The organism is Muricoccus pecuniae (genome assembly GCF_014199205.1).
Taxonomy (GTDB): domain Bacteria; phylum Pseudomonadota; class Alphaproteobacteria; order Acetobacterales; family Acetobacteraceae; genus Roseomonas; species Roseomonas pecuniae.
In genome coordinates, this window is record NZ_JACIJD010000002.1 from 112,743 (window position 1) to 138,679 (window position 25,937).

Genomic DNA, 25,937 nt, shown 5'->3' on the forward strand with positions numbered 1-25,937 from the left:
AGCACGGAGGCGATCATGAGCGGCACTGGCAAGGACGAGGGGAAGCCCGCCCCCGCACCCCAGCCCTCCGGCGGCGACAAGGCCCATACGGAGGGCGGCGCCCCGACGGACCAGGCGCATGAGGATGCGGGCGACGGCACGCTCTCGGGCTCCATCCCGGCGGGCCTCAGCTCGCGGGAGCTGCGGGACCTCGCGAACAGCGACAAGACGGACGACACCGGCACGAGCTGAGGTGCCGCGCATGTGGAATGCGGAATGGGCATCGCTGGGATAGTGGAACGCGAGGGCGCGCCGCCCCATTCCACGATGTGACGCGCGGGGGCGCCTCTCCCCGCGCCCTTTCCGGAAGGTCTCCCATGTCCGCCACCCTCCTTTCCGATGCGGCGCCCGCGCCGCAACCGCCGGGCGTGCAGGCCCTGGTCGCTGCCGGGGCGGGGCTTCTCCTGCTGGCCGGAATGGCGGTGCTGGCCCAGGCGGTCAGCGCGCGGCAGGCGGCGCTCTATCTCCTCGGCGGCGCGCTGGGGCTGGTGCTCTATCACGCGGCCTTCGGCTTCACCTCGGCCTGGCGGGTCTTCATCGCCGATCGCCGGGGCGAGGGGCTGCGCGCTCAGATGCTGATGCTGGCCATCGCGGTGCTCCTCTTCTTCCCCGTCCTCTCGGCCGGAACCCTGTTCGGGGAGCCCGTGCGCGGGCTGGTGCAGCCGGTGGGCGTCTCCGTGGTGTTCGGCGCCTTCATCTTCGGCCTGGGCATGCAGCTCGGCGGCGGCTGCGCCTCGGGCACGCTCTACACGGCGGGCGGCGGATCGGTGCGGATGCTGCTCACCCTCGCCTCCTTCGTGGCGGGCTCGGCGATCGGGGCGGCGCATCTGCACTGGTGGGCGGCGCTGCCGCACCTGCCGCCGATCTCGCTCGTCTCCTCCCTCGGCGTGGTGCCGGCACTGGCGGTGAACCTGGCCGTCTTCGCCCTCATCGCCTGGGTGACGGTGGTGCTGGAGCGCCGGCGGCACGGGCGGCTGGTGACGGCCTCCGCGCCCGCGCGCCGCGGCGCCGCGCGCTTCCTGCGCGGGCCCTGGCCGATCATCGCCGGCGCGGTGGCGCTGGCGGTGCTGAATTTCGCGACCCTCGCCCTCTCCGGGCGGCCCTGGGGCATCACCTCGGCCTTCGCCCTCTGGGGATCGAAGGCGGCGCTCGCGCTCGGCTTCGACGTGAACGCCTGGTCCTACTGGTCCTCGCCCGCGCAGCAGGCGGCGCTGCACGGCAGCGTGCTGAACGACGTCACCTCGGTGATGGATATCGGCATCATCGTCGGCGCGCTGCTCGCGGCGGCGCTGGCCGGGCGCTTCTCGCCCAAGCTGGGCGTGCCGCTGCGCTCGGCGGTGGCCGCGGTGGTGGGCGGGCTGATCCTCGGCTACGGGGCGCGGCTGGCCTATGGCTGCAACATCGGCGCCTATTTCTCCGGCATCGCCTCGGGGAGCCTGCATGGCTGGGTGTGGATGGTGGCGGCCTTCTTCGGCAACGTGCTGGGGACGCGGCTGCGCCCGCTCTTCGGGCTCGAGGTGGAGCGGGTGCCCCGCCAGACCGGCTGCTGATCCGGATCGCCGCCCGATGCGCTGACGGGCGGCGAGGCGGGGCGTCTCCTGGCTCCTGGGGCGGGCCGTCCCGGCCCACGGGGCGGGTTGTCGCGGCCCTCGGGGGCGGGTGGTTGTCCCGCCCCCTCCGGGGGTGCAACTTCCACGGCCTCACCGACGAGGCACCCCCATGCTGCTGCTCATCCCCGGCCCCGTGCAGACCCGCCCCGAGGTGCGGGCCGCCATGGCCGAGGACATCGCGCCCTGGGACCTGGACTTCCAGCGCCGCTACGCCTGGATCCGCGAGAGGGTGCGGGACATCGCGGGCGGGGTGGCGGGGGTGCACGCCACCCTTCCCCTCCAGGGCGCCGGGCATTTCGTGGTGGAGGCCGCGATCCGTACCTTCGTGCCGGCAGGCGGGCGCATCCTCATCCCCCATAACGGCACCTATGCCGACCGCATGATCCGCCTCGCGCGCGAGGCCGGGCGGGAGCCGGTGGTTCTGGACCTGCCCGATACGCGCGGCGTGCGGGCCGAGGAGATCACGGCCGCGCTGAGGGCCGACCCCTCCATCTCCCATGTCGGCGTCGTCTATTCCGAGACGGGCAGCGGCATCCTCAACGATCCCGCTACGGTGGGCGCGGCGGCGCGCGCGCTCGGGCGCCGCACGATCGTGGACGCCGTCTCCGCCTTCGGCGTGCTGCCCTTCGACCTCTCGGCGCAGCCGGAATGCGACGCCGTGCTCTTCACTTCCAACAAGTGCCTGGAGGGGCTGCCCGGGATCGGCTTCGCCGTCTGCCCGATGGAGCGCGTGCGCGAGCGTGCCGGACTCGCCGGCTCCTGGAGCTTCGACCTCGGCGACGTGCTGCGCACCGCCGAGCGCGCGGGCTGGGGCAGCTTCCGCTTCACGCCGCCCGTGCAGGCGCTGCACGCCTTCGGGGTGGCGCTGGACTTCTACGAGGCCGAGGGCGGACGGAAGGCGCGGCTGGCGCGCTACACCGAGAACATGCGCGTGCTGCGCGAGGGCGCGATCGGCCTGGGCCTGCGCCCCTATCTCGACGAGGCCCATCAGGGGCCGATCATCCTCACGCTGCACCAGCCCGATTCGCCGGGCTTCGGCCTGCAGCGCTTCGTGGACGCGCTGAAGCGGCGCGGCGTGCTGATCAGCAATTTCTACAACACCCCCACGCCGAGCATCCGCATCGGATGCATCGGCGCCGTCACGCCCGACGACATGCGCTTTGCCGTGAGTGCCATGGCCGGCGCGCTGGACGAGCTGGGCGTGGGCCGCCGCGCTGCCTGAGCGCACGGAAAGGCCGGGGAGTGGGGGCTCCCCGGCCGGCCCGGATCAGAAGCGGTAGCGAACGCTCGCGCCGATGATCCAGGGATCGAGGTCCGCGCGGCCGGAGATCGCGCCGCTGTTCACGGAGACGGACGGGTTCAGCCAGAGCTTCTTCGCGTCGAGGTTGACGAGCCAGCGCGGCGCCACCTCCACGTCAACGCCGAAGTTCACGCCGTAGCCGAAGTCGTTCTTGATATCGACCTTCGTCACCGGCGCGGTGCGCCCGCCGCCCTCGCCGTAGAAGAGGGTGTAGTTCAGGCCCGCGCCGATATAGGGGCTGATGCGCGCGGCGGGGAAAGGATGGAACTGCAGGTTCAGCGTGGGCGGCAGCGCCCAGACGCGGCCGAGATCCACGTCCCCGATCGCGGAGCCGCGCACGTTCACGTCGTGCCGCGTGGTCGCCGCGATGAGGTTCAGCGAGACCTGCGAGGTCAGGAAATAGCTGATGTCGAGCTGCGCGGTGGCGGTGTCGCTCGCCTCGGGGCGGCCGCCGATGGCGCTGACGCGGCCGCCGGACTCCGGCAGCACGCCGATCACGCCGGCGCCGAGCACGATGTCGCCCGCCTGCTTGCCGCGCACGGGCCCGCTCAGGAAATCCTGGGCAGAGGCCGGCGCCGAGAGAGGGGCCAGCGCGGTGCAGGCCATCAGGCTCGCGGCCAGCGCACCGAATCGAATGGACATGAGATCCTCGCTTCCAGAATGACGACGCGTGGCCGCCATGAGGAAGCGAGCTACGCCCGCGCCGGGACGCGGGCGTTGATCTGCATCAAGGATCGGTGATCGCCAGCCCGGGCCGGTCCTGGTCCTCGGGCCGATCTTCAGCCCAGCGTTATTTTCGCGCCGCGCACGACCTCGCGCCAGCGCGCGATCTCGGCCTCCTGGAAGCGGCGGAAGTCGTCGGGCGTCGTGGGCACGACGTCGAATCCGATCGCCTCCAGCCGCGGCCGTACCTCGGCGTGCAGCAGCGCGTCGCGCAGGGCGCCCGCGACCCGGTCGCGCAGCGGCACCGCCATGCCGGCCGGCGCCATGAAGGCCTGCCAGGAGGTGACGACGAAGTCCTCCATCCCCGCCTCGCGCGAGGTCGGCACGCCGGGGAGCACGGGGTGCGGGCGCTCGCTCGTCACCATCAGGGCGCGCAGCCGCCCGCCGCTGATATGGGCCGCGACCGTGCCGAGATTCTGGAAGGAGAGGTCCACATTGCCGGCGATGAGGTCCGTCGCCGCCGCCGCGCCGCCGGTATAGGGCACGTGGGTGATCTGCGTGCCCGTCCGCAGCTTGAACAGCTCCGTCGTCATCTGGTCCGAGGAGCCGACGCCGGAGGTGGAGTAGGAGGCCCGCCCGTTCCGCTCCCGCAGCCAGGCGATGAGGGAGGGCATGTCGCGGGCGGGGTGCTTCTCGTTCACCACCAGCACGTTCGGGGTCGTGACGGCGAGGACGAGGGGCGTGAAGTCGCGCAGCGGATCGTAGCCGAGATCCGGGCGCAGCGCCGCGTTGATGGCCCAGACGCCGATGGAGCCGACCATGATCGTGTGCCCGTCCGGCGCCGCGCGCATCGCGACGCGGGCCGCGACCTCCCCATTCGCCCCGGGGCGGTTCTCCACCACCACCGGCTGCCCGATCGCCTGGGCCATGCGGTTGGAGGCGGCGCGGGCCACGATGTCGGAGGGCCCGCCCGCGACGAAGGGCACCAGCATCGATACCGGGCGCGCGGGCCATGCCTCGGCCGGCTGCGCGCTCCCCGGGCGGGAGCGGAGCAGGGCGGGCAGGGCAGGAGCGGCGAGCAGGGCGCGGCGGGGCAGGCCGCGGGTGCGGTCGGTCATGGGCGTTTCTCTCCGTGGTCTTGTCGTTGCGGAAATCGTGGCATCCCTGACCCGCCGCCGCCAAGCGCCATCGGCTTGCCGAGCGCCCCCGCCTGCCTTAACCCCCGCTTGGATCATCGGCAGGGGCATCGGATGACGACGGATCTGGAGATCGCGCGGGCCGCCACCCTGCGGCCCATCGCCGAGATCGCGGCCCGGGCCGGCATTCCGGCCGAGGCCCTCGAGCCCTATGGCCGCTACAAGGCGAAGCTCTCCACCGACTTCGTCCGCGCGCAGGAGGGGCGGCCCGAGGGGGCGCTGGTGCTGGTGACCGGCATCAACCCCACCGCCGCCGGCGAGGGCAAGACGACCACGACCATCGGCCTCGGCGACGCGCTGAACGCGCTCGGCACGCGCACGATGATCGCGTTGCGCGAGCCCTCCCTCGGCCCCTGCTTCGGGGTGAAGGGCGGGGCCACGGGCGGCGGGCGCGCGCAGGTGGCGCCGATGGAGGAGATCAACCTCCACTTCACCGGCGACTTCCACGCGATCACCTCGGCCAACAACCTGCTCGCCGCGATGATCGACAACCACGTCTACTGGGGCAACGCGCTCGACCTGGACGTGCGCCGCATCGCCTGGAAGCGCGCGATCGACATGAACGACCGCGCGCTGCGGCTGGCCGCCCTTGGGCTGGGCGGCGTGGCCAACGGCTTTCCGCGGGAAGACGGCTTCGACATCACTGTCGCCTCCGAGGTGATGGCCATCTTCTGCCTCGCGCGCGACCTCGACGACCTCCGCGCGCGGCTCGGCCGCATCATCATCGGCCAGGCGCGGGACGGCCGCGCGGTGACGGCGCACGAGCTGAAGGCGGACGGCGCCATGGCCGCGCTGCTGCGCGACGCGCTGATGCCCAACCTCGTCCAGACGCTGGAGGGCAGTCCCGCCCTCGTGCATGGTGGCCCCTTCGCCAACATCGCCCATGGCTGCAACAGCGTGATCGCGACGCGCCTCGGGCTGCGCATGGCCGATGTGGTGGTGACGGAGGCCGGCTTCGGCGCCGATCTCGGGGCGGAGAAGTTCCTCGACATCAAGTGCCGTATGGCCGGCCTCGCCCCCTCGGCCTGCGTGGTGGTGGCCACGGTGCGCGCGCTGAAGATGCATGGCGGCGTGGCGAAGTCGGCGCTGGGCGCGGAGGATGTGGACGCCGTGCGGCGCGGCCTGCCGAACCTGGAGCGGCATGTGGAGAACATGCGCAAGTTCGGCCTGCCCGTGCTGGTGGCGCTGAACCGCTTCACCTCGGACACGGATGCGGAGATCGCGGCGGTGGAGGAGGCGATGGCGGCGCTGGGCACGCGCGCGATCCTCTGCACCCACTGGGGAGACGGCTCGGCCGGGGCGATGGAGCTGGCGCGGGCCGTGAACGGGGTGATCGCCGGCGGCACCGCGCGCTTTTCGCCCCTCTACCCCGACGACATGCCGCTGGCCGAGAAGATCGGCACGGTGGCGCGCGAGATCTACCACGCCTCCGACATCGCGCTCCCCCCGGCGCTGGCCATTCGCCTGCGGAAGTTCGAGGAGGCCGGGTTCCGCCGCGCCCCGGTTTGCATCGCGAAGACGCAGTACTCCTTCTCCGCCAACCCCGCCCTGCTCGGCGCGCCCTCGGGGCATGTGCTGCCCGTGCGCGACGTGCGGCTCTCGGCCGGGGCGGGCTTCGTCGTCGCCATCTGCGGCGACGTGATGACCATGCCCGGCCTGCCGCGCCATCCCGCCGCCGAGACGATCGGGCTGGACGCGCAGGGGCGGATCGAGGGGCTCTTCTAGGGGCGGTAGGGCGCCGGGCGGTTCCCCAACCGCCGGGACGCCCGCCTCCGATACGCAGGGGACAGGCCGGCCCTCTCCGGGCGCCCGCCCCCGATCGATCCCATTCACATATGATACTCCGACCCGAAACCGGCCGACCCGGGGTGGCGTTGAGCGCCCACGCGGAACGACCGGGCGTGTCGGAGGAGGCGTCCTCGCCGGCCTCGGCCCGTTCCTTGCCTCGGTGATCGGGGCCGAGAGGTTGCCCGATGCCGATCCTCACTGTCCGACACGTCACGACCTACCGCTACCGCCAGCCCGTCTCCTTCGGGGAGCACCGGATGATGCTGCGCCCGCGCGACGGGCACGACCAGCACCTGCTGGAGGCGCGGATCGACATCACGCCGAAGCCCGCGGCGTTCTGGTGGCTGCACGACGTCTTCGGCAACAGCGTCGGCGTCGCCTGCTTCGCCACCCGCGCACGGGAGTTGCGCTTCGAGAGCACGATGCGCCTCGACCACAACCCCGTGGAGGAGCTGGATTTCCGGCTGGAGGACCATGCGCGCAGCCTGCCCTTCTCCTACTCCGCGGAGGAGATGCCGGACCTCGCGCGCTCGATCGAGCGCCACCACGCCGATCCCGAACGGGTCGTGGACCGCTGGGCCCGGAGCTTTCTCAGGAAGGACGGGCCGACCGGCACGCTCGACCTCCTGACCGAGATGACGCGCGCGGTGAAGCGCGACTTCTCCTACATCCCGCGCGTCATGCGCGGCATCCAGGAGCCCACGCGCACGCTGGAACTGGGCAGCGGCACCTGCCGCGACTTCGCGCTGCTGATGATGGAGGCCGTGCGCTCCCTCGGCCTCGCGGCCCGCTTCGTCTCGGGGTACATATACTCCCCCGGCCACGACGCCGCGCTGTCCGAGGAACGCGTGCATCTCGGCGGCGGTTCCACCCATGCCTGGGTGCGCGCCTACCTCCCCGGCGCTGGATGGGTCGAGTTCGACCCGACCAACGGCATCGTCGGCAACCGCGACCTCATCCGCGTCGCCGTCTCGCGCGATCCCGCCCAGGCCGTGCCCCTTCACGGCGCCTGGAAAGGCTTTCCGGACGACGCGCTGGGGATGGAGGTGTCGGTCACCGTCACGGCCGAGCCGGAGGGCCGCACCGCGCGCCCACCCCGCCTCGCGGCGCTGATGCGCCCGTGACCGCGCGCCTTGCCCTGCCTGCAACACGCCACCCCGAGAAACGGAGCCCCCCGCCGATGAAGATCCATGCCGGGTACGACATCACCTACGAGTGCCCCCAGCCCACGCCGATGATCCTGATGCTGAGCGTGCATCCCTCCCGCATGCCGGACGTGATCGGGCCGCACGAGATCCGGCTCGACCCGCCGATCGGCATCACGGAGTACCGGGACGGCTACGGCAACATCTGCCACCGCATCCTCGCGCCGCAGGGGCGGACCACCATCTCCACGCGCTTCGACGTGCTCGACCCCGGCGTGCCCGATGTCTACGCGCCCGAGGCGCGGCAGGTGCCCGTGGAGGAGCTGCCGGACGAGGCGCTCGTCTTCCTCCTGGCGAGCCGCTACTGCGAGACGGACCGGCTGTCGGACCTCGCCTGGTCGCTCTTCGGCCATACCGAGCCGGGCTGGGCGCGGGTGCAGGCCATCGTGGAATACGCGCACAACCGCCTGACCTTCGGCTACGAGCACGCCAATGTCTTCCGCACCGCCTTCAGCAGCCATGGCGAGCGCGTGGGCGTGTGCCGGGATTTCGCGCATCTCGCCGTCACGCTCTGCCGCTGCATGAACATCCCGGCGCGCTACTGCACGGGCTATCTCGGCGACATCGGCGTGCCGCTTTCGGACGCGGCGATGGACTTCTCCGCCTGGTTCGAGGTCTATCTTGGCGGGCACTGGTACACTTTCGACGCGCGCCACAACGCGCCGCGCATCGGGCGCATCCTGATGGCGCGCGGCCGCGACGCGGCCGATGTGGCGATCACCACCACCTTCGGCCCCTGCCGCCTGGCCGGCTTCAGCGTGGTGACGGACGAGGTGAAGGTCGGGTGAGCGATCCCGCGCCCGTCACGGTCCTGAACGCGGAGGGCGCCTCGCCCTTCGTGCTGCTCTGCGAGCACGCCTCGAACCACATCCCTGCGCGCTACGGGAGGCTCGGCGTGCCGGAGGCGGAGTTGTCCCGCCACATCGCCTGGGACATCGGCGCGGCGGATCTCGCGCGGCGGCTCTCCGCCCTGCTGGACGCGCCGCTCCTCCTTGCCGGCGCCTCGCGGTTGCTGATCGACCTCAACCGCCCGCCCGGCGCGCCGACGAGCATCCCGGAGAGGAGCGAGGACACCCCGATCCCCGGCAATGCCGGGATCGGCGCGGAGGAGCGGGCGACGCGCGAGGCGGCCTGGTTCGACCCCTTCCACGACGCCGTGGCGGCGCTGCTGGACCGGCGGCAGGCGGGGGAGGTCCGGACGCTCGTCATCGGCGTCCACAGCTTCACGCCCCGCTTCCAGGGCGTGGACCGGCCCTGGCACGCCGGCGTGCTCTTCGCCGGCGCGAAGACCTTCGGCTGCGCCCTCGCCGAGGCGATCGGGGCCTCCGATCCGGCGCTCGTGGTCGGCCAGAACGAGCCGTACCGCATCGAGCCCGGCATCCACGACTACACCGTGCCCGTCCATGGCGACGAGCGCGGGCTGGAGGCCGTTTTGATCGAGGTGCGGCAGGACCTGCTGGGCGATGCCGCCGGAATCGAAACCTGGGCGCTCCGCCTCGCCTCCGCCCTGGGGCAGGCGGCGGGGCGGGGGTGATCCCGCTCTTGCTGCACCGCAGCAACGGTCTAGGCTAGTGGGTGTGGAGGGCCGGCGCCCTTCCTTCCCGGAGGTGGCCCTTGAACGCGATGTCCCGCCCGGCCCACTCCTCCGCCGCCCCCGCGGCGCCCTCGCCGCACCGCTTGCACGAGGATGCGGCGGCGCTCGTGATCGGCGTGACTATGGTGAGCCTCGGCCTTGTCCTCTACGGAGAGGCCCGGCTGGTCACGAGCGGGCTGGCAGGGCTCGCGCTATTGCTGGGCTACGCCACGCCGCTGAATTCCGGCACGCTCCTCTTCACGCTCAACATCCCCTTCCTCCTCTACGGCCTGCGCCGGATGGGGTGGCGGGTGCTGGCGCGGACCGTGGTGGCAATCGCGGGAATCGCGCTGCTCACGCGCTTCTCGCCCGTTGTGCTGGGGATCGCGCATCTGTCGCCGCCCTATGCCGCGCTGATGGGCGGGATCCTGATGGGGATGGGGGCGCTGGCCCTGGTGCGGCACCGCACGGGCCTCGGCGGGATAAGCCTGGTAGCGATGGACCTGCAGGAGCGGCGGGGCTGGCGGGCGGGCTATGTGCAGCTCGTCTTCGACCTCCTGGTCATGTTCAGCGCCCTCTTCGTGCTCGATCTCGGGCAGGTCGGCCTTTCCCTGTTCGGGGCGGTGGTGCTGAACCTCGTGCTGGCGCTGAACCATAAGCCCGGCCGCTATCTCGGGGTGAGCTGAGGCCCGCCTTCCGCGCCCGCAGCGTGTCAGGGTGCGGAACGGGCGCGTTCCGAAGCCGGACAGCCCCGCTTCCCTGACCGGCACGCCCCGCCTCGACGGACGGGCAACTTTCCTGGCACGCTTGCTGCACCCTACTCGGTGCAGTTCGTAGCCATGGCTGCCGCAGGCCAGAGAACCGGAGAGACCCCGTGACAATGAACCGACGCGCCCTCCTCGGCACCGCCGCGGCCGCCACCTTCTCCGGCGCGATGCCGGGCCTCGTCCGCGCCCAGGCGCCGGGGATCAAGGTGGGGTTCGTGGCGACCCTCTCCGGCGCCGGCGCGGCGCTGGGGACGCAGCTGCGGGACGGCTGGCTCCTGGCGGTAAAGCACCTGGACGGCAAGCTCGGCGGCCTGCCCGCCGAGACGCTGGTGATCGACGACGAGCTGAAGCCCGACGTGGCCGTGACGAAGGTGCGCGCCGCGCTGGAGCGGGACAAGGTGAACGTCGTCGCCGGGCTGGTCTACAGCAACATCCTCCAGGCCGTGTTCCGGCCGGTGACGGAGAGCGGGACCTTCCTCATCAGCGCCAATGCCGGCCCGTCGACCTTTGCCGGTCGCGGCTGCAACCCCCTCTTCTTCACCACTTCCTACCAGAACGACCAGGTGCACGCCACGATGGGGCAGGTGGCGCAGGACGAGGGCTACAAGCGCGTCTTCGTCATGGTGCCCAACTACCAGGCCGGCAAGGACGCCGCGGCCGGCTTCAAGAGCCGCTTCAAGGGCGAGGTGGTGGACGAGATCTACGTCCCCCTCACGCAGCTCGACTTCTCGACGGAGCTGGCGAAGATCGCGGCGGCGAAGCCGGACGCCATCTTCACCTTCATGCCCGGCGCGCTCGGCGTGAACCTCGTGCGCCAGTACCGGCAGGCCGGGCTCGCGAGCACTCCCTTCCTCTCCTCCTTCACGGTGGACGAATCGACCCTGCCCGCGCAGGGCGAGGCCGCGCTCGGCTTCTACACCGCCGCCAACTGGGCGCCCGACTTCCCGAACGAGGTGAGCCGCCGCTTCGTGCGGGATTTCGAGGCGGCCTACGGCTACGTCCCCGGCACCTATGCCGCCCAGGCCTATGACGCGGCGATGCTGGTGGATGACGGGGTGAAGCAGGCGGGCGGGCGCCTGGCCGACAAGGCCGCGCTGCGGGCGGCGATGGAGAAGCCGGGCTTCACCTCGGTCCGCGGCAACTTCCGCATGGGCGCCAACCACTATCCCGTGCAGGACTTCTATCTCTGCAAGGTGGCGAAGCGGCCGGACGGGAAGCTCGCCACGGAGACCGTGCGCAAGGTGCTGAGCGAGGACACCGACCCCTACGCCGCCGAGTGCCGCATGCGCTGAGGGCCGCCTCGCGGTGTCGCTCAACCTCCTGCTCGTGCAGCTGCTGAACGGGGCGCAGCTCGGCATCCTGCTGTTCCTCGTCGCGGCCGGGCTGACGCTCGTCTTCGGGGTGATGGACTTCATCAACCTCGCCCACGGGGTGCAGTACATGCTCGGCGCCTATGTGGCGGCGACGCTCGGCACCCTGCTCGGCAGCTTCTGGCTGGGGCTGCTGCTGGCGCTGCCGGTCTCTCTGCTCATCGGCCTGCTGCTGGAATGGGTGGTGTTCCGGCATCTCTACCGCCGCGACCACCTCGCCCAGGTCCTCGCCACCTTCGGCGTGATCCTGACGGTGGAGGACGCGGTGCGCGCGATCTGGGGCAGCTCGCCGCTGGCCGTGCCGCAGCCCGAGGGCTTCGCGGGCGGGATCGAGATCATGCCGGGCCTGACCTACCCGAGTTTCCGCCTCGCCATCATCGCGGCGGGGCTGCTGGTGGCGCTCGGGCTGTGGCTGCTGGTAGACCGGACGCGGGCCGGGATGCTCGTCCGGGCGGGGGCGACGAACGCGCCGATGGTCTCGGCGCTGGGCGTGGACATCCACAAGCTCTTCACCCTCGTCTTCGGAATCGGCGCCATGCTGGCCGGCTTCGCGGGCGCGCTGGCCGGGCCGGTCTTCGCCGTGGCGCCGGGGATGGGGGACGGGGTGCTCATCCTCGCCTTCGTTGTCATCGTGATCGGCGGCATCGGCTCGATCCGCGGCGCCTTCGTCGCGGCGATCCTGGTGGGGCTGATCGACACGCTCGGCCGGGCGATGCTGCCCGACCTCCTGCGGCTGGTGATGGACGCCTCCTCCGCCCGGCAGACAGGGGCGGCGCTGGCTTCAATGCTCGTCTACATCGTCATGGCCGCGATCCTCTTCCTCAGCCCCGCGGGGCTCTTCCCGGTGCGGCGCGGATGACGGGGCGCGCGAGGCTGCTCCTTCCCGTGCTGGTGCTGGCGGGCCTCGCCGCCGCGCCCTTCCTCGGCTTCGACACGGGCTTCGCCTACACGCTGATGGCGCGGGCGATGATTCTCGGCATGGCGGCGCTCAGCCTCTCGCTCCTCGTCGGCGGGGCGGGGCTGGTGAGCCTGGGGCAGGCGGCGATGCTCGGCATCGGCGCCTATGCCGTCGCGGCGCTCGACCATGCGGGCGTCACGAACGCGCTCGTGGTGTTTCCCGCCGCGGCGCTCCTGGCCGGGCTCTTCGCCCTCGTCACGGGGGCGGTGTCGCTGCGGACGAGCGGCGTGCACTTTATCATGATCACCCTCGCCTTCGGGCAGATGGCCTTCTTCACGGCCTCTTCCCTCTCCGCCCTCGGCGGGGATGACGGCTACACACTCTACGGCCGCACGGAGTGGATGGGCACGCGGCTGCTGGAGGATCGCGCCGCCTTCCACTTCATCCTCCTCGCCCTGCTCGCGGGAACCTGGCTCCTCCTCTCCGCGCTGATCGACAGCCGCTTCGGGCGGGTGCTGAGGGCTTCCCGGGAGAACGCGCTGCGCGCGCAGGCCGTGGGCTTCTCGCCTTTTCCCTACAGGCTCGTCGCCTACACCGTGGCGGGGGCGATCAGCGGGCTGGCGGGCGCGCTGCTGGCGAACGCCACCGAATTCGTCTCCCCCGCCACCCTCGCCTGGGGACGGTCGGGCGAGCTGCTCTTCATGGTGATCCTGGGCGGGGTGGGGCAACTCTACGGCGCCATCCTCGGCGCGCTCGCCATCGTGCTGCTGGAGGAGTGGCTGTCGCACCTGCTGAATTACTGGCGGCTCGCCTTCGGGCCGCTGCTCATCCTCTCCGTGCTGTTCCTGCGCAACGGGCTGGCCGGCATCACGGCACCGCCCCGCCGGCGCCGGGCCCCACCGAAGGCGGCTGCGCCCAAGGCTGCCACGTTGGAAGCGCGGGCCGATGCCTGAGCCGCTGCTGGAACTGCGCGGGCTGCGCAAGCGCTTCGGCGGGCTGACGGTGACGGACGACGTCTCCCTCACCGTCCTGCCCGGGGAGATCCACGCCGTGATCGGCCCGAACGGCGCGGGGAAGACGACGCTGATCCACCAGATCAGCGGCACGCTGCGCCCGGACGAGGGAGAGGTGGTCTTCGCCGGGCAGCGGGTGACCGACTGGTCCTTCCCGCGCCGCGCGAGGGCCGGTCTGGCGCGAAGCTTCCAGATCACCTGCATCGTGCCGGGCTTCACGGCGCTGGAGAACGTGGCGCTCGCCGTGCAGGCGCGCAGCGGGTCCTCCTTCCGCTTCTTCCGCCCCGCGCACTTGGAGGCGCGGCTGAACGAGGCCGCGCGGGCGGCGCTGGAGGGTGTCGGGCTGGGCCATCGCGCCGGCGTGGTCGCGGGCAGCATGTCGCACGGGGAGAAGCGGCAGCTCGAACTCGCGGTCGCGCTGGCGATGGAGCCGCGCCTGCTGCTGCTGGACGAGCCGCTGGCCGGCGCCGGGCCGGAGGAGACGGAGCGGCTGGTCGCCCTGCTGCGCTCGCTCCGCCAGCGCTACGGCATCCTGCTGGTGGAGCACGACATGGGGGCGGTCTTCGCGCTGGCCGACCGCGTCTCCGTCCTCGTCTACGGCCGCGTGGTGATCACCGGCACGGTGGAGGAGATCCGCAGCCATCCGGAGGTGCGGAGCGCCTATCTCGGAGAGGACGAGATGGCCTGATGCTGAGCGTGCGGAATCTTTCGGCGGGCTATGGCGAGAGCCAGGTGCTGTTCGACGTGTCGCTCCTCATCGGCGCGGGAGAGGTGCTCGCGCTGCTCGGCCGCAACGGCATGGGCAAGACCACCACCGTCTCCGCCATCATGGGCCTCCTGCCGCGCTGGGGCGGGGAACTGGATTTCGGCGGCGCCTCCATCGCCGGCCTGCCGCCCTATCGCGTGGCGCAGCGCGGGCTGGGGTTGGTGCCGGAGGGGCGGCAGGTCTTCCCGACCCTGACGGTGGAGGAGAACCTCGTCGCCACCGCCGCGTCCCGCAGCAAGGCGGCCCGCTGGAACCTGGAGGGCATCTGGCGCCTCTTTCCCCGGCTGAAGGAGCGGCGGCGCAACCTCGGCAGCCGCCTCTCGGGCGGGGAGCAGCAGATGCTCGCCATCGGCCGCGCGCTGATGACCAACCCCTCCCTGCTCATCCTGGACGAGGCGACGGAGGGGCTGGCCCCCGTGATCCGCGCCGAGATCTGGTCGGTGCTCGCGACGCTGAAGGGGGAGGGGCAGTCGATCCTGCTGATCGACAAGAACCTCGCCGCCGTCACGCGGATCGCCGACCGCAACGTGGTGATCGAGAAGGGCCGCACGGTCTGGACGGGCACGAGTGCGGAGCTGGCCGCCGCGCCGGAGATCCGCGACACCTATCTGCACATCTGAAGGAGGGCGCATCATGGCGGCAGAAGCTGGAATCACCCGCGCGGGCGAGGGTCTCGACGGGGTCGTCTGGGACATCATGGGCCAGACCTACAAGCCCGTGCAGCTCTCCGAGGCCTCCTTCGCCTTCGACACCCTCTTCCCCGCCGGCACCTTCGTGCCGCCGCACATCCACCCCGACCAGGACGAGTTCATCCGCGTGCTGGAGGGGCGCTTCGAGCTGCTGCTGGACGGCGAGATGCTGATCGCCGAGGCGGGCGACCTCATCCGCATGCCGATGGGCTCCACCCACGGCATCTTCAACCGCAGCGGCGCCGACACGCGCGCGCTGTTCTGGGTCGCGCCGTCCCGCCGGCTCTACGACCTCTTCGTGCAGCTCGATGGGCTGCGGGACCCGGCGGAGGTCGTGCGCGTCTCGGCCGAGCACAACATCCACTTCCTCCCGCCCCCCGTAGAGGGCTGAGGCCGGCGCCATGCGGATCCTGATCGCGGGCGGCGGCGTCGGCGGGCTGACCCTCGCCCTGATGCTGCGGGAGAAGGGCATCGAGGGCCAGGTCTTCGAGGCGGCGGCGGAGGTGCGGCCGCTCGGCGTCGGCATCAACGCCCTGCCGCATTCCGTGCGGGAGCTGGCCGCGCTCGGCCTGCTGCCCGCGCTGGACGCGATCGCGATCCGCACGCGGAAGCTGACCTATGCGAACCATCTGGGGCAGGAGATATGGTCGGAGCCGCGGGGGATGCATGCGGGGCACGACGTGCCGCAGTTCTCCATCCATCGCGGACGCTTGCAGGAGGCGCTCTGGCGCGCGGCGACCGAACGCCTGGGCGCCGCCGCGCCCCGGGCCGACCGGCGGCTGGTCTCCTGCGCGCAGGATGGCGAGAGGGTCGTCGCCCGCTTCCGCGCGGCCGACAGCACGGAGACGGAGGAGGTGGGGGACGCGCTGGTTGGGGCGGACGGCATCCACTCCGCCCTGCGCGCCGCGCTGCATCCCGACGATCCCGGCATCCGCTGGAACGGTATCCAGATGTGGCGCGGCGCGCTGGACTGGCCCGCCTTCGGCGACGGCGAGTCCATGGTCATCGCGGGCGACGCCGTGGCCAAGCTCGTGCTCTATCCCATCGCCCCGGGCGATACGCCGGGCACGCGGCTGACGAACTGGGTGATCTATGCCCGCATCGGCGCCCCCGGCGAGCCGCCTCCCCGGCGGGAGAACTGGTCCCGCCTCGGCCGCTACGAGGATTTCCGCCACCTCGTCGAGCGGCTGGATCTGCCCTTCATCGACGCGGGCGCGATGATCCGCGCCACGCGCGAGATCTTCGAGTACCCCATGTGCGACCGCGACCCCCTTCCCTGGTGGAGCCGGGGGAGGGTGACGCTGCTCGGTGACGCCGCGCATCCCATGTATCCCGTCGGCTCCAACGGCGCCTCCCAGGCGATCCTGGACGCACGCTGCCTGACCGAGCTGCTGGCCAGCGGTCCCGTGCCGGAAGCGCTGCGGGCCTATGAGGCGGAGCGGCTGCCCGCCACGGCGGCGGTGGTGGCCTCGAACCGCGTCGGCGGGCCGGAGCGGGTGATCGACGTGATCGCCGAGCGCGCGCCCGGCGGCTTCGCGCATATCGGCGATGTGGCAGGGGAGGAGGAGCTGGAGGGGATCGTGCGCGGCTACGCCCGGCTCGCCGGCTTCGCGGTGGCGCGCCCGGCATGAGCGGCGATCCCGTCCACGACTACATGGCGGGCCAGATGCGCCCCGGGCACCCCGCGCTGATCGCCGAGTTCGAGCGGGAAGGCGATGAGTCGGTCGCGGCGCTGCGCCCGTTGCTGGACATCACCTACGGCCCGCATCCGCGCGAGCGCTTCGACTTCTACGCCGCCCCGGGCGCCTGGCGCGGCACGCTCGCCTATTTCCACGCGGGCTACTGGCAGTCGCGCGACAAGGCGCAGTTCCGCTTCCTCGCTTCGCATTTCGTCGCGCGCGGATTCGATGTGGCGCTGGTGAACTACCCTCTCTGCCCCGATGTGACCCTGCCGGAACTCCTCGCCTCCACCCGGCGGGCCGTGCCGGCGGTGCTGGCCCATGCTGCCGCGGCGGGGCGGGGCGGGGCGGGGCTGGTGGCGGCGGGGCATTCGGCCGGTGGGCATATCGTCGCGGAACTCGCCCTGGCGGATTGGGACGGGCCGTCGCCGATCCTGGCGATCGCGTCGCTCAGCGGCGTGTTCGACCTGGCGCCGCTGGTGGAGACGCCGCTGAACGAGCGCCTCCGGCTCGATCTGGCCGCGGCGCATGCGCTCTCGCCGGTGTTCCGGATACGGAGCGGACTTCCTCCCGCCCTCTTCGCAGTGGGGGGCGAGGAGACCCCGGCCTTCCTGGAGCAGACCGCGCGCATGCGGCGGGCCTGGGAGGCGGCGGGGAATGCGGCGGAGGAGTATATTTCTTCAGGAGCGGACCATTTCAGCCTTTTGCGGGATGCTGAACTGATCCGATGTGTCGCTGTGCTTCCGGGCGGAGGAGGCTCTCAAGGTTGATTCGAGCGCTTTAGATGAGCTGACAGGATCTCTCCGGAATGGCCACGATGCACCGGCCGTCCGGTGGTTCCAGGCAGCACAGAACATCGCCGCGAAACCGCTTGACGACTTTTATTCCCTCCGTGAGCCGCTGCTTCAAATTCTGCAGGATAGCGTCGGTCAGCGGCACGGCCTCGTACCTGGCGTGAACTGGCATGTTCTTGCCGAAGGTTTCGTCGCTGATGCGCTGATGGCCCCCGGCACGGGTTTGGGTTTGCCATTCAATAGCGCGCGTGATCTGAGAGCGGTCCTTTGCATCCGTCAGCACCGCTGCTTCTTCGCGAAGGCAAAAGGTTGGAAATCCGGATTCAGTGTTCGTGGAATAGAATGCGCCGGCACAGAAGACGGTCTCCTAGGCAAGGCTCGTCTCGCGCACGGAGGCGAAGAAGCACTACTGCAGCGTTGATGGAGCAGCGCTAGGCCGGATTGCGCGGCGCAGCACGGCCCGGGTGCTCAGGTATTTCGAAGCCGCTTCGTGCGTGACCACTGGCTGTGTTCTTCGAAGGAGGTCACCAAGCCCGGATCATCTCGCGGGGTCACGACCATGGTCTCGTCCAGAGCCGTGCGAAGAACGTCCTTGTGAATGATGAAGGGGAATGAAGCCAGGGCGGAGATAAGCTCTGATAGCTACTGATCGCTGAAAATAGCCTGGCCGTATCTCCGACAATAGGTGCTCTCGACGTGAGGGCGACTCTCAGCCGTTTGGCCGCTGGCAGCGATGAACAGCTTTTCTGTTCTGAATTGCCTTCCGTAATATTCGATCCGGTGCCGCGGATTTGCCCTCTCGTTGTGCATCATCGCGAGTGCATGAGTTCGAGACTTGCGGGGAAGACCGCTTACTCGGGAGAGGCCTCAGCAAGCTGTTCCGCCGTCATCACCTGTCCCTGATAGGGCTTCAACGTTCCTGCATCCGCGGCTTCGGCGATGATCTGGGCTGCGGCATAGGGATCGGAAAGATCCGCTTGTACGTCGAGTACGCAGTACTGCCACCACCTGACCCGCTCCAGCAACTCGATCGTGCTGTCCGGAAACCTCATCCGGATGAGGCGCGCGGGCGAGCCCCCCACGATCGAGTACGGAGCGACATCCTTCGTGACCACCGCGCGGGCCGCGATGATGGCGCCATTCCCGATTTTCACGCCGGCGCGGATATAGGCCCCGTAGCCGATCCAGACGTCGTTCCCCAGCACGGTGACGGGGTTCGACGACGTGAACGGTGTCCGCCGGAACTTCATCCGCTCGGGATGGTCCCTGGAGAGGATCTGGTTCCACTTGTGCATGTCGGGAACATGACTGATGCGGGACGAGGTCAGCCAATCCACCGGATGTTCGTGCTGCCCGATCGCGACCTGCTCGCCGATCGAGCAGTAACGGCCCATCGTCGTGTTGCCGAACCGCGCGCCCGCAACGCTGTTGAAGGCGCCGAAGTTCAGGCGGCTCCCGTAGATGGCGCTGCCGCTGATAAAGAGCGGCGCTTCGAAGGTGGAGTGCTCGCTGATCGAGGCGTTCGACACGGCGGGCAGTTTGAAACCAGTCGCAGCAAGCTGCTCCAGCCGGCCTGGAGGCATCTTGATGTTAATCGTTGTCACGAAACGAATTCCGTCAGCGCGAATGCAATTCAGATGATAACATTGCGCTCCTGTTCCTGCTAGGGGCAGCATGCCCGGATGGGTTGACGGCGCGAGCCCCGCAACGCCGCCTTGCTCGCGCAAGGGCGTGCCGGGCGGACGCCTTGCCTCGCTGGCGGCGGCGGCATGGAAGAGGGACTTGCCGAGCCCGCGGCCGCCTCGCATCACTTGCAGCGGGTCGGTTTGAGTCCCTCGAATCCTGCTCGCATGGAGCACGCGCCTGTCCGATCGTGACGCCCTCCTTGCCGTTAACCGCTTCGGCCTCGGCGCAGCGCCGGGCGAGCTGGAGCGGGCGCGGCGGGATGGGCGCGGCCATGTCGTCCGGCAGATCGAGGAAACCGTCGCTCCGGCAGGAGGGGAGCCCCTGCGCGGCACGGCCGAGGGGGTGGCGCTGATCGTCGAGCGGCGCCGCCTCGCCGATCTCCGCGGCGAGGCTCTCAGGCGGGGCGAGGCCGATCCGGGCGCTCCCCCCATCGATCCCGGCGCGCTGCTGGCGGAGGAACTCGATCTCGCCCTTCTCTCGGCGGTGCGCACGACCGCGCCGCTGACCGAGCGCCTCGCCCTCTACTGGATGGACCACTTCACCGCGGCGGGCGCGAATGCAGGTTTCCTGAACGGCGGCATGGAGCGGGAGGCGATCCGCCCGCGCATGCTCGGGCCTTTCCAGGAGCTGCTGGTGGCGGCCGCGCTGCATCCCTCCATGCTCTTCTATCTCGACAACCGGGCATCGGTCGGCCCGAACTCCCGGCTGGGCCGCAGCTCGCGCGGGCGCCGCGGGTTGAACGAGAATCTCGGGCGCGAGATCCTGGAGCTGCACACGCTGGGCGTGGATGGCGGCTACACGCAGGACGATGTCGTCGCCCTCGCATCCATGCTCACGGGCTGGACGGTCAGCCTGGACGAGCGGCCCTCGCAACCGGAGCGGGCCGGCTTCTTCCCCGATCGCCACGAGCCCGGGCCGAAGACCCTGCTCGGCAAGACCTACGCGCAGGACGGGCCGGACCAGGCGGTCGCCGCGCTGACCGACCTCGCCCGCCATCCCGCCACCGCGCGCCATGTCACGCGCCGCATGGTCCGGCACTTCGTCGGGCACGGGCTGCCGGGACTGGAAGGACGGATGGCGGAGGTGTTCCGCCGCACCGGGGGCGATCTCGGCGCCGTCACGCGGGCGCTCGTCATGGATGACGAGGCCTGGGTGGCGCCCCGGAAGGTGAGGCCGCCGGTCGAGTTCCTCCTGGCCAGCGCGCGGCTGCTGGGCGGCCTTCCCCCGCGCCCCGCCCCCCGGGGGGCACTGAGTGCCATGGGGCAGCCCTTCTGGGGCGCGCCTTCCCCCAAGGGCTGGCCGACCGAGGACGATGCCTGGGCCGCGCCGGACGCGATCAAGACGCGGCTGGACTGGGCGGCGGACCTCGCGAGGCGCCTGCCGCCCGGGCTGGACGCCCGCGCGCTGCTCGACACCGCCTTCGGCCCCGCGGCCAGCGCCGAGACGCGCCGGGCGGTTGAGCGGGCCTCGGACGGAGGGCAGGCCCTCGTCCTTCTCCTCCTCTCCCCGGAGTTCCAGCGGCGATGAGCGACCCCCTCGGGCACGGGCCGGTAATGCGCCGCGCCGTCCTCGGCGGCCTCGGCGCCCTCTTCGCCTGGCCCTACGCGCCCCGCCTCGCCCGCGCGGCGGGGCGCGACCCGCGGCTGCTGGTGGTGATCCTGCGCGGCGGGCTGGACGGCATCTCCATGCTGCAGCCCGTGGGCGACCCCGCCTTCGCGGCGCTGCGGGGGGCGGATGCCGGCGAGTCCGTGCCGCTCGATCCCCTTTTCGCCCTGCACGGGAACATGCCGAAGCTCCTGGCCATGTTCCGCGAGGGCGAGGCGCTCGCCCTGCACGCGGCCCACACCCCCTATCGCGGGCGCTCCCACTTCGATGGGCAGGACGTGCTGGAGAGCGGCCTGCCGCGCGTGACCACGGGGGAGCGGACGGGCTGGCTGAACCGCGCGCTCACCCTGCTGCCGCGCGGCGAGCGCGTGGCGCCGCCCAGGGGGCTGGCCGTCGCGCCGGTGGTGCCCGTGATCATGCAGGGGCCGGCGCCGGTGGAGACCTGGCAGCTCCAGCGCTTTCGCCTCGCCGAGGAGGAGCTGGTCGCCCGGCTCCTCGACCTCTACGAGGCGCGCGACCCCGTGCTGGCGGAGGCGCTGCGGAGCGGCGCGATGCTGGACAATTTCCTGCGGGAGAGGCCGCCCGGGCCGCCTGGCCAGCGGGTGCCGGGCCGCCCGGACTTCGTCACCGACGCCGCCGCGGCCGCGCGCATCATGGCGCGGGCCGATGGCCCACGCGTGGCGGCGCTTGGCCTCAATGGCTGGGATACCCATGCCGGCCAGGGGACGGCGCGGGGCGGGTTGGCGAACCGGCTGGGCGCGCTGGACGACGCGCTGGGCGCGCTGCGCGAGGGCCTGGGCCCCGTCTGGTCCGACACGGTGGTGGCGGTGGTGACGGAATTCGGCCGCACCGCCCGGCTGAACGGCACGGGCGGCACGGATCACGGCATGGCCACCGCCGCGCTGGTGCTGGGCGGGCGGCTCACGGGCGGCCGCGTGCTGGCGGACTGGCCCGGCCTCGCGCCGCACGAGCTGAACGAGGGCCGTGACCTCCGCCCCACCACCGACCTGCGCGCGGTGCTGGCGGGAGTGCTGGCGGAGCACCTTCACCTCCCCGCCGCGGCGATCGGGGAGGTGTTCCCGGACAGCGTTCCGGTGCGCCCCTTCACCGGCCTGATCCGGGCCTGACGGGAGCGGAACCCCTTCAGGCCATGCCTGTAACAGGCCGGCGATTACGGCTTGGAGAACGAAACCGACCCGGCTTATGCTGCGCTGCACAATAAGCTGCCCCTCGCGGGGTGGCACCCGCCTGGAGGGGCGGGCAAGAACAGCCGGCCACGGCCCATCCAGAAGGATCGGGACCGATGCAGCGTCGCCAACTTCTGCGCCTCTCCGGCGCCGGGGTGCTCAGCGCCCCCTTCGTCATCAGCACCTCCGGGGCCGCCCGCGCGGCCGGGCCCGAGCCGGTGGATGTCGAACTCGTCCTCGCCGTCGATGTCAGCCGCTCCATCGATGCCGAGGAGCACGAGACGCAGATGCGCGGCTACGCCTCCGCCTTCCGGGACCCGGAGGTGCTCCGCTCCATCCGGGGCGGGGAGATCGGCGCCATCTCCTGCACCCTCTTCACCTGGTCGGATTCCGACAGCCAGGAGGATCTCGTCCCCTGGATGCGGATCGCGGACGAGGCCTCGGCCGAGCGCTTCGCCGCCGCCATCGACGCCGCCCCGCGCCGGATCCTCAGCTACACCTCCATCTCCGGGGCGATGGAGCACGCGCTGCGCCGCTACGGGGGGAGCCCCTATGAGGGCACCCGCCGCGTGCTCGACATCTCCGGGGACGGGATGAACAACTCCGGCCGCCGCCTGAACGGCGTGCGGGCGGCGATGCTGGAGGAGGGGATCGTCGTGAACGGGCTCGCCGTGCTCGACCGCGCGCCCGGCCCGGCCAACGGCACCGTCGCACTGGAGGACTACTACCGGGATGAGGTGATCGGCGGCCCCGGCGCCTTCCTCGTGGTCGCCGATGGCTTCGCCGCCTTCGACCGCGCCGTGCGCCGCAAGATCGCGCGGGAGGTCGCCTCGGCGGGGGAGAGGACGCGCTTCGCCGGCCTGCCGGTGGTGGACCGGGTGGCGGCCTGAGCAAGTAAGCCTTCCTCCCGCCCGCGACATGCGTTAGCCACGCGCATGGCCCGCCTGACGATCGTTTCCACCCGCGACTACCGCCAGCACGTCCTCGAGATCGAGGAGCGCGGCAACGGCACCTGTTCCGTGGTGGTGCACCCGCCCGCGCGGCTGGGGCGGCCCCGGCTGGTCGAGCCCGCCAACGGCGCCACCCTGCTGATCGACCTCGTGAACCAGGCGAAGGCGGAGATCGACGAGGTGATGGGGCCGAAGCCCCCGCCGCGCCGCCCGCCCATGCGCCGCCGCTTCGGCTAGGCCGGGCCCTAAACGGGATCGGGCGCGGGGCGGCCCGCCAGCACGGCGGCCACGTTGTCCAGCGCCCGGAAGCCCATGGCGTCGCGCGTCTCGACGGTCGCGCTGGCCGTGTGGGGCGTCAGGAACACGTTGGGCAGCTCCGCCAGCCGCGTGTCGAAATCCGGTTCCTTCCTGAACACGTCGAGCCCGGCGGCGAAGAGCTGGCCGGACTTCAGCGCCTCGATCAGCGCGTCCTCGTCCACCAGCGAGCCGCGCGCGGTGTTCACGAAGACGGCGGCGCGCGGCAGCAGGCCGAAGGTCTCCGGGGTCATGAGCACCCCCGCTTCGCCGCCGGGCAGGTGGAGGGAGAGGACCTGGCTGCGCGGCAGCATCTCGCGCAGGTCCTCCACGTACTCCGCCCCCATCTCCAGCTCGGGCGGCAGGCGGCGGCGGTTGTGGTAGAGGATCGTCATCCCGAAGCCGCGCGCCCGCTGCGCCATGGCCTGCCCGATCCGCCCCATGCCGACGATGCCGAGCGTCTTGCCGCTGGGCTGGATGCCGAGCTTGTCCGGCATGCCGAAGCCCTGGCGCCACCCGGCCCGCATGATCGCCTCGTACTCATGGGCGCGGCGGCAGGCGCAGAGCAGGAGCATGAAGGCGAGGTCGGCGGTCGAGTCCGTCAGCACGTCCGGCGTGTTGGTCACGATCACCCCGGCCGCCTTGCAGGCCGCGGCGTCCATGTGGTCGTAGCCGACGCTGGTATTGGCCACGAGCTTCAGGCTCGGCGGCAGCTTCGCGGCATGGGCGGCGGTGAGGCGGACCTTCGGCCCCGTCACCACCGCGGCTAGGCCCTTCTCCGCCACCACGGCCAGGGCTTCCTCCGCGTCCATGTCGTGGTCGGCGAGGATAGCGCCGAACTCCCGCTGCGCGCGCTCCGCCACCGCCGCTGGCACGCGCCGGGCCACCAGCACGCCGCCCCCTGCCGTTCCGCTCACACCCGATCCCCCCGCATCCGTTCAAGCGGCGGCGATCCTGCCCCCGATGACGCCGGGGCGCCAGCGGGGGGAGGAGCGGGAGGGCGGGGCGGCCGCGCGCCCGGCGCTCAGGCGGCCGGGGCGGGCAGGCGCATCCAGGCGGGGATGGCGGGCCGCAGCACCGCCTCCCCACAGGCAAGGAGGGGAGCGCGCGCCGCCTCCAGCCGCAGCAGGGAGAGGCCGCGCCCGTCGCGGCCCGAGCGCATCTCTCCCACTTCCGCGCCGTCCAGGGTCACGGGGGTGCCGCGCGGCGGGAGGGGACCCTCCACCGCCACCGGCACCAGCCGGCGCTTGAGCAGCCCGCGGTAGCGGGTGCGCGCCGTCAGTTCCTGGCCCATGTAGCAGCCCTTGTCCCAGGCGATGCCGTGCAGCTCGTCGAAGCCCGCCTCCAGCAGCACGGTCTTGTCGCGGTCGAGGTCCCGCACCCCGTCGGGCAGGCCGAGCTCCAGCCGGTGGCGGTCGTAATCCGCGGGATCGCCGTCCAGCGCCGTGCCGTAGACCCGCCAGCCCGCCGCCTCCAGCCGGGGATCGCGGCGGACGAGGGAGGCCATGGGCGGCTCCTCTCCCCAGACCGCGCCGACCGCGACCTCCCCGGAGCGGTCCGCGAGCACGACCTTCGAGCGAAGCCGGAAGCGGGAGAGCCGCTCCACCACCATCGGCGCGTCCTCCCGCGGGAGGTCGAGCAGGATCGCCTCGGGCGCGAGGGCAGGGGCCTCGAAGGCGAGGAAGTCGCTGATCCACTTGCCCTGGGGCGAGAGCAGCGCCGCCCAGGCGGCACCGGTTCCGAGGGTGGCCACGTCGTTGGAGACGAGGCCCTGGAGGAAGGTCGCGCGGTCCGGGCCGGAAACCTCGACAAGGCCGCGATCGGGGAGGGGGGCGCTGGGCATGGCGGGGAGATCGGGCGCCGCCCGCCCGCCCGCAAGCGCCATCTGGCCCCGTTCCCGCCGAGGCGTGCTACAAGGCGCCGCCCATGCGGATCCTCTTCGTCACCTCCACCCGGATCGGCGACGCCGTGCTCTCCACCGGCCTGCTCGATCACCTCATCCGCACCCATCCGGGCGCGCGGATCACGATCGCCTGCGGCCCCGTGGCCGAGGGCGTCTTCGCGCGCATGCCGGGGCGGGAACGCACCATCGTGGTGGCGAAGCGGCCCTTCTCGGCCCACTGGCTCAGCCTATGGGCCGAGGTGGCGACCACCTTCTGGGACCTGGTGGTGGACCTCCGGGGATCGGCGCTGGCCTATCTCGTGCCCGCGCGCCGGCGTGCGGTGATGCGGGGCGGGCGGCGGCCCGGGCACCGGATCGGCCATATCGCGGGGGTGCTGCGGCTGGACCCGCCGCCGCCGCCCGTCGCCTGGTTCGCGCTCGAGGATGCGGCGCGGGTCGCGGCCCTGCTGGGGGAGGACCGCCCGATCCTCGCCCTCGGCCCCACCGCCAACTGGTCGGGCAAGGTCTGGCCGGCCGAGCGCTTCGTGGCCCTCGCCCGCGCCCTTACCGCGCCCGGCGGGGCGCTGGCGGGGGCGCGCCCCGTGCTGCTCGGCGGCCCCGGCGAGGCGGAGCGGGCCATGGCCGCGCCGGTCGTCGCCGGCCTGCCGGAGGCGCTGGACCTCGTCGGGCAGCTCTCCCTGCCGGAAGCGGCGGCGCTGCTGGCCCGCGCGCGGCTCTTCGTGGGCAATGACTCCGGGCTGATGCACCTCTCCGCCGCGACGGGGTCGCCCACCCTCGGCCTGTTCGGGCCGACGCCGGCCGGGGAGTACGCGCCGGTCGGCCGGGCGGCCCGCGCCGTGGTGGCGGCGGGCGGCAGCATGGACGGGCTGTCCGTCGCGCAGGCGCTCGACGCCCTGCGCCCCATGCTGCCCGCCGAGGTGGCGGCGTGATGCTGCGCCGTCCCGCCTCCCCCGGCGGCGTGA

At 71.9% G+C, this 25,937-nt stretch carries 26 protein-coding genes and 2 pseudogenes; 22 read left to right on the plus strand and 6 right to left on the minus strand.

What is annotated here, in order from left to right; translation table 11 throughout:
* Window positions 1–15: 15 nt before the first annotated feature.
* The 3 genes from FHS87_RS02485 to FHS87_RS02495 all read left to right on the plus strand — a co-directional run bounded on the left by FHS87_RS02485 (window position 16) and on the right by FHS87_RS02495 (window position 2,871).
* Window positions 16–231, plus strand: coding sequence for a hypothetical protein (locus FHS87_RS02485; RefSeq protein WP_184513534.1), 216 nt, complete (start codon window positions 16–18; stop codon window positions 229–231).
* 125 nt (window positions 232–356) lie between these two features.
* Window positions 357–1,589 carry a YeeE/YedE family protein gene (locus FHS87_RS02490; RefSeq protein WP_184513536.1) on the plus strand — a complete coding sequence of 411 codons (1,233 nt, stop codon included), beginning with the start codon at window positions 357–359 and terminating at the stop codon, window positions 1,587–1,589.
* Between the two features lie 169 nt (window positions 1,590–1,758).
* Window positions 1,759–2,871 (plus strand): 2-aminoethylphosphonate--pyruvate transaminase, encoded by a 1,113-nt coding sequence (locus tag FHS87_RS02495; RefSeq protein ID WP_184513538.1) that lies wholly within the window; start codon window positions 1,759–1,761, stop codon window positions 2,869–2,871.
* A 45-nt stretch (window positions 2,872–2,916) separates the two neighbouring features.
* Here FHS87_RS02495 and FHS87_RS02500 read toward each other — a convergent pair whose 3' ends face one another.
* Entirely contained in the window at window positions 2,917–3,591 is a 675-nt protein-coding gene (locus tag FHS87_RS02500; RefSeq protein WP_184513540.1) for an OmpW/AlkL family protein, read from the minus strand.
* 137 nt (window positions 3,592–3,728) lie between these two features.
* Window positions 3,729–4,730 carry a Bug family tripartite tricarboxylate transporter substrate binding protein gene (locus FHS87_RS02505; protein ID WP_184513542.1) on the minus strand — a complete coding sequence of 334 codons (1,002 nt, stop codon included), beginning with the start codon at window positions 4,728–4,730 and terminating at the stop codon, window positions 3,729–3,731.
* A 132-nt stretch (window positions 4,731–4,862) separates the two neighbouring features.
* Here FHS87_RS02505 and FHS87_RS02510 point away from each other — a divergent pair, with 132 nt between their 5' ends.
* The 14 genes and pseudogenes from FHS87_RS02510 (at window position 4,863) to FHS87_RS02570 (ending at window position 17,326) form a co-directional block, all read left to right on the plus strand.
* Window positions 4,863–6,533 carry a formate--tetrahydrofolate ligase gene (locus FHS87_RS02510; RefSeq protein WP_184513544.1) on the plus strand — a complete coding sequence of 557 codons (1,671 nt, stop codon included), beginning with the start codon at window positions 4,863–4,865 and terminating at the stop codon, window positions 6,531–6,533.
* A 248-nt stretch (window positions 6,534–6,781) separates the two neighbouring features.
* A complete protein-coding gene (locus tag FHS87_RS02515; RefSeq protein ID WP_184513546.1) occupies window positions 6,782–7,720 on the plus strand; it encodes a transglutaminase family protein in 939 nt (312 codons plus the stop codon).
* Window positions 7,721–7,776: 56 nt separating this feature from the next.
* Window positions 7,777–8,589, plus strand: a complete 813-nt coding sequence (locus FHS87_RS02520; RefSeq protein WP_184513548.1) for a transglutaminase-like domain-containing protein — start codon at window positions 7,777–7,779, stop codon at window positions 8,587–8,589.
* Window positions 8,586–9,335 (plus strand): N-formylglutamate amidohydrolase, encoded by a 750-nt coding sequence (locus FHS87_RS02525; protein ID WP_184513550.1) that lies wholly within the window; start codon window positions 8,586–8,588, stop codon window positions 9,333–9,335. Before FHS87_RS02520 ends, FHS87_RS02525 begins: the two co-directional genes overlap by 4 nt.
* An 89-nt stretch (window positions 9,336–9,424) precedes the next feature.
* Window positions 9,425–10,060, plus strand: coding sequence for a YitT family protein (locus tag FHS87_RS02530; protein ID WP_184513980.1), 636 nt, complete (start codon window positions 9,425–9,427; stop codon window positions 10,058–10,060).
* Window positions 10,061–10,254: 194 nt separating this feature from the next.
* Window positions 10,255–11,433 carry an ABC transporter substrate-binding protein gene (locus FHS87_RS02535; protein WP_184513552.1) on the plus strand — a complete coding sequence of 393 codons (1,179 nt, stop codon included), beginning with the start codon at window positions 10,255–10,257 and terminating at the stop codon, window positions 11,431–11,433.
* A 13-nt stretch (window positions 11,434–11,446) separates the two neighbouring features.
* Window positions 11,447–12,370: a branched-chain amino acid ABC transporter permease gene (locus FHS87_RS02540; protein ID WP_184513554.1), complete on the plus strand. Its 924-nt coding sequence runs from the start codon at window positions 11,447–11,449 to the stop codon at window positions 12,368–12,370.
* Window positions 12,367–13,362, plus strand: a complete 996-nt coding sequence (locus FHS87_RS02545) for a branched-chain amino acid ABC transporter permease (protein ID WP_184513557.1) — start codon at window positions 12,367–12,369, stop codon at window positions 13,360–13,362. Before FHS87_RS02540 ends, FHS87_RS02545 begins: the two co-directional genes overlap by 4 nt.
* A gap of 64 nt (window positions 13,363–13,426) precedes the next feature.
* Window positions 13,427–13,873 (plus strand): annotated as a pseudogene (locus FHS87_RS24750) (ABC transporter ATP-binding protein); the annotation flags it as partial.
* A 99-nt stretch (window positions 13,874–13,972) separates the two neighbouring features.
* A complete protein-coding gene (locus FHS87_RS24755; protein WP_408906378.1) occupies window positions 13,973–14,110 on the plus strand; it encodes an ABC transporter ATP-binding protein C-terminal domain-containing protein in 138 nt (45 codons plus the stop codon).
* Entirely contained in the window at window positions 14,110–14,808 is a 699-nt protein-coding gene (locus FHS87_RS02555; RefSeq protein WP_184513561.1) for an ABC transporter ATP-binding protein, read from the plus strand. Before FHS87_RS24755 ends, FHS87_RS02555 begins: the two co-directional genes overlap by 1 nt.
* A gap of 13 nt (window positions 14,809–14,821) precedes the next feature.
* On the plus strand, window positions 14,822–15,268 hold the full coding sequence (locus FHS87_RS02560; protein ID WP_221299437.1) for a cupin domain-containing protein: 447 nt from the start codon (window positions 14,822–14,824) through the stop codon (window positions 15,266–15,268).
* 10 nt (window positions 15,269–15,278) lie between these two features.
* Window positions 15,279–16,508, plus strand: a complete 1,230-nt coding sequence (locus FHS87_RS02565; RefSeq protein WP_184513563.1) for a flavin-dependent oxidoreductase — start codon at window positions 15,279–15,281, stop codon at window positions 16,506–16,508.
* On the plus strand, window positions 16,505–17,326 hold the full coding sequence (locus tag FHS87_RS02570; protein WP_184513565.1) for an alpha/beta hydrolase: 822 nt from the start codon (window positions 16,505–16,507) through the stop codon (window positions 17,324–17,326). The genes FHS87_RS02565 and FHS87_RS02570 overlap by 4 nt, the downstream gene beginning before the upstream one ends.
* A 10-nt stretch (window positions 17,327–17,336) precedes the next feature.
* On the opposite strand, the gene FHS87_RS02575 is transcribed toward FHS87_RS02570, so the two are convergent.
* Together FHS87_RS02575 and FHS87_RS24590 are read right to left on the minus strand one after the other, a co-directional pair.
* Window positions 17,337–17,633, minus strand: coding sequence for a hypothetical protein (locus FHS87_RS02575; RefSeq protein WP_184513567.1), 297 nt, complete (start codon window positions 17,631–17,633; stop codon window positions 17,337–17,339).
* 718 nt (window positions 17,634–18,351) lie between these two features.
* A pseudogene (locus FHS87_RS24590) lies at window positions 18,352–18,558 on the minus strand (CatB-related O-acetyltransferase); the annotation flags it as partial.
* Between the two features lie 655 nt (window positions 18,559–19,213).
* Here FHS87_RS24590 and FHS87_RS02585 point away from each other — a divergent pair.
* The 4 genes from FHS87_RS02585 to FHS87_RS02600 all read left to right on the plus strand — a co-directional run bounded on the left by FHS87_RS02585 (window position 19,214) and on the right by FHS87_RS02600 (window position 23,015).
* Complete coding sequence (locus FHS87_RS02585) at window positions 19,214–20,563, plus strand: DUF1800 domain-containing protein (protein WP_184513986.1); 1,350 nt, start codon at window positions 19,214–19,216, stop codon at window positions 20,561–20,563.
* A complete protein-coding gene (locus tag FHS87_RS02590; RefSeq protein WP_221299439.1) occupies window positions 20,560–21,768 on the plus strand; it encodes a DUF1501 domain-containing protein in 1,209 nt (402 codons plus the stop codon). Before FHS87_RS02585 ends, FHS87_RS02590 begins: the two co-directional genes overlap by 4 nt.
* A 176-nt stretch (window positions 21,769–21,944) precedes the next feature.
* Window positions 21,945–22,718: a DUF1194 domain-containing protein gene (locus FHS87_RS02595; protein WP_184513569.1), complete on the plus strand. Its 774-nt coding sequence runs from the start codon at window positions 21,945–21,947 to the stop codon at window positions 22,716–22,718.
* Between the two features lie 45 nt (window positions 22,719–22,763).
* On the plus strand, window positions 22,764–23,015 hold the full coding sequence (locus FHS87_RS02600) for a hypothetical protein (RefSeq protein ID WP_184513571.1): 252 nt from the start codon (window positions 22,764–22,766) through the stop codon (window positions 23,013–23,015).
* An 8-nt stretch (window positions 23,016–23,023) separates the two neighbouring features.
* On the opposite strand, the gene FHS87_RS02605 is transcribed toward FHS87_RS02600, so the two are convergent.
* Window positions 23,024–23,989 (minus strand): 2-hydroxyacid dehydrogenase, encoded by a 966-nt coding sequence (locus tag FHS87_RS02605; RefSeq protein ID WP_184513573.1) that lies wholly within the window; start codon window positions 23,987–23,989, stop codon window positions 23,024–23,026.
* Between the two features lie 107 nt (window positions 23,990–24,096).
* Window positions 24,097–24,957 carry a CAF17-like 4Fe-4S cluster assembly/insertion protein YgfZ gene (ygfZ, locus tag FHS87_RS02610; RefSeq protein WP_246417783.1) on the minus strand — a complete coding sequence of 287 codons (861 nt, stop codon included), beginning with the start codon at window positions 24,955–24,957 and terminating at the stop codon, window positions 24,097–24,099.
* A gap of 41 nt (window positions 24,958–24,998) precedes the next feature.
* Here ygfZ and FHS87_RS02615 point away from each other — a divergent pair, with 41 nt between their 5' ends.
* Window positions 24,999–25,904 carry a glycosyltransferase family 9 protein gene (locus tag FHS87_RS02615; RefSeq protein WP_184513575.1) on the plus strand — a complete coding sequence of 302 codons (906 nt, stop codon included), beginning with the start codon at window positions 24,999–25,001 and terminating at the stop codon, window positions 25,902–25,904.
* Window positions 25,905–25,937 lie beyond the last annotated feature (33 nt).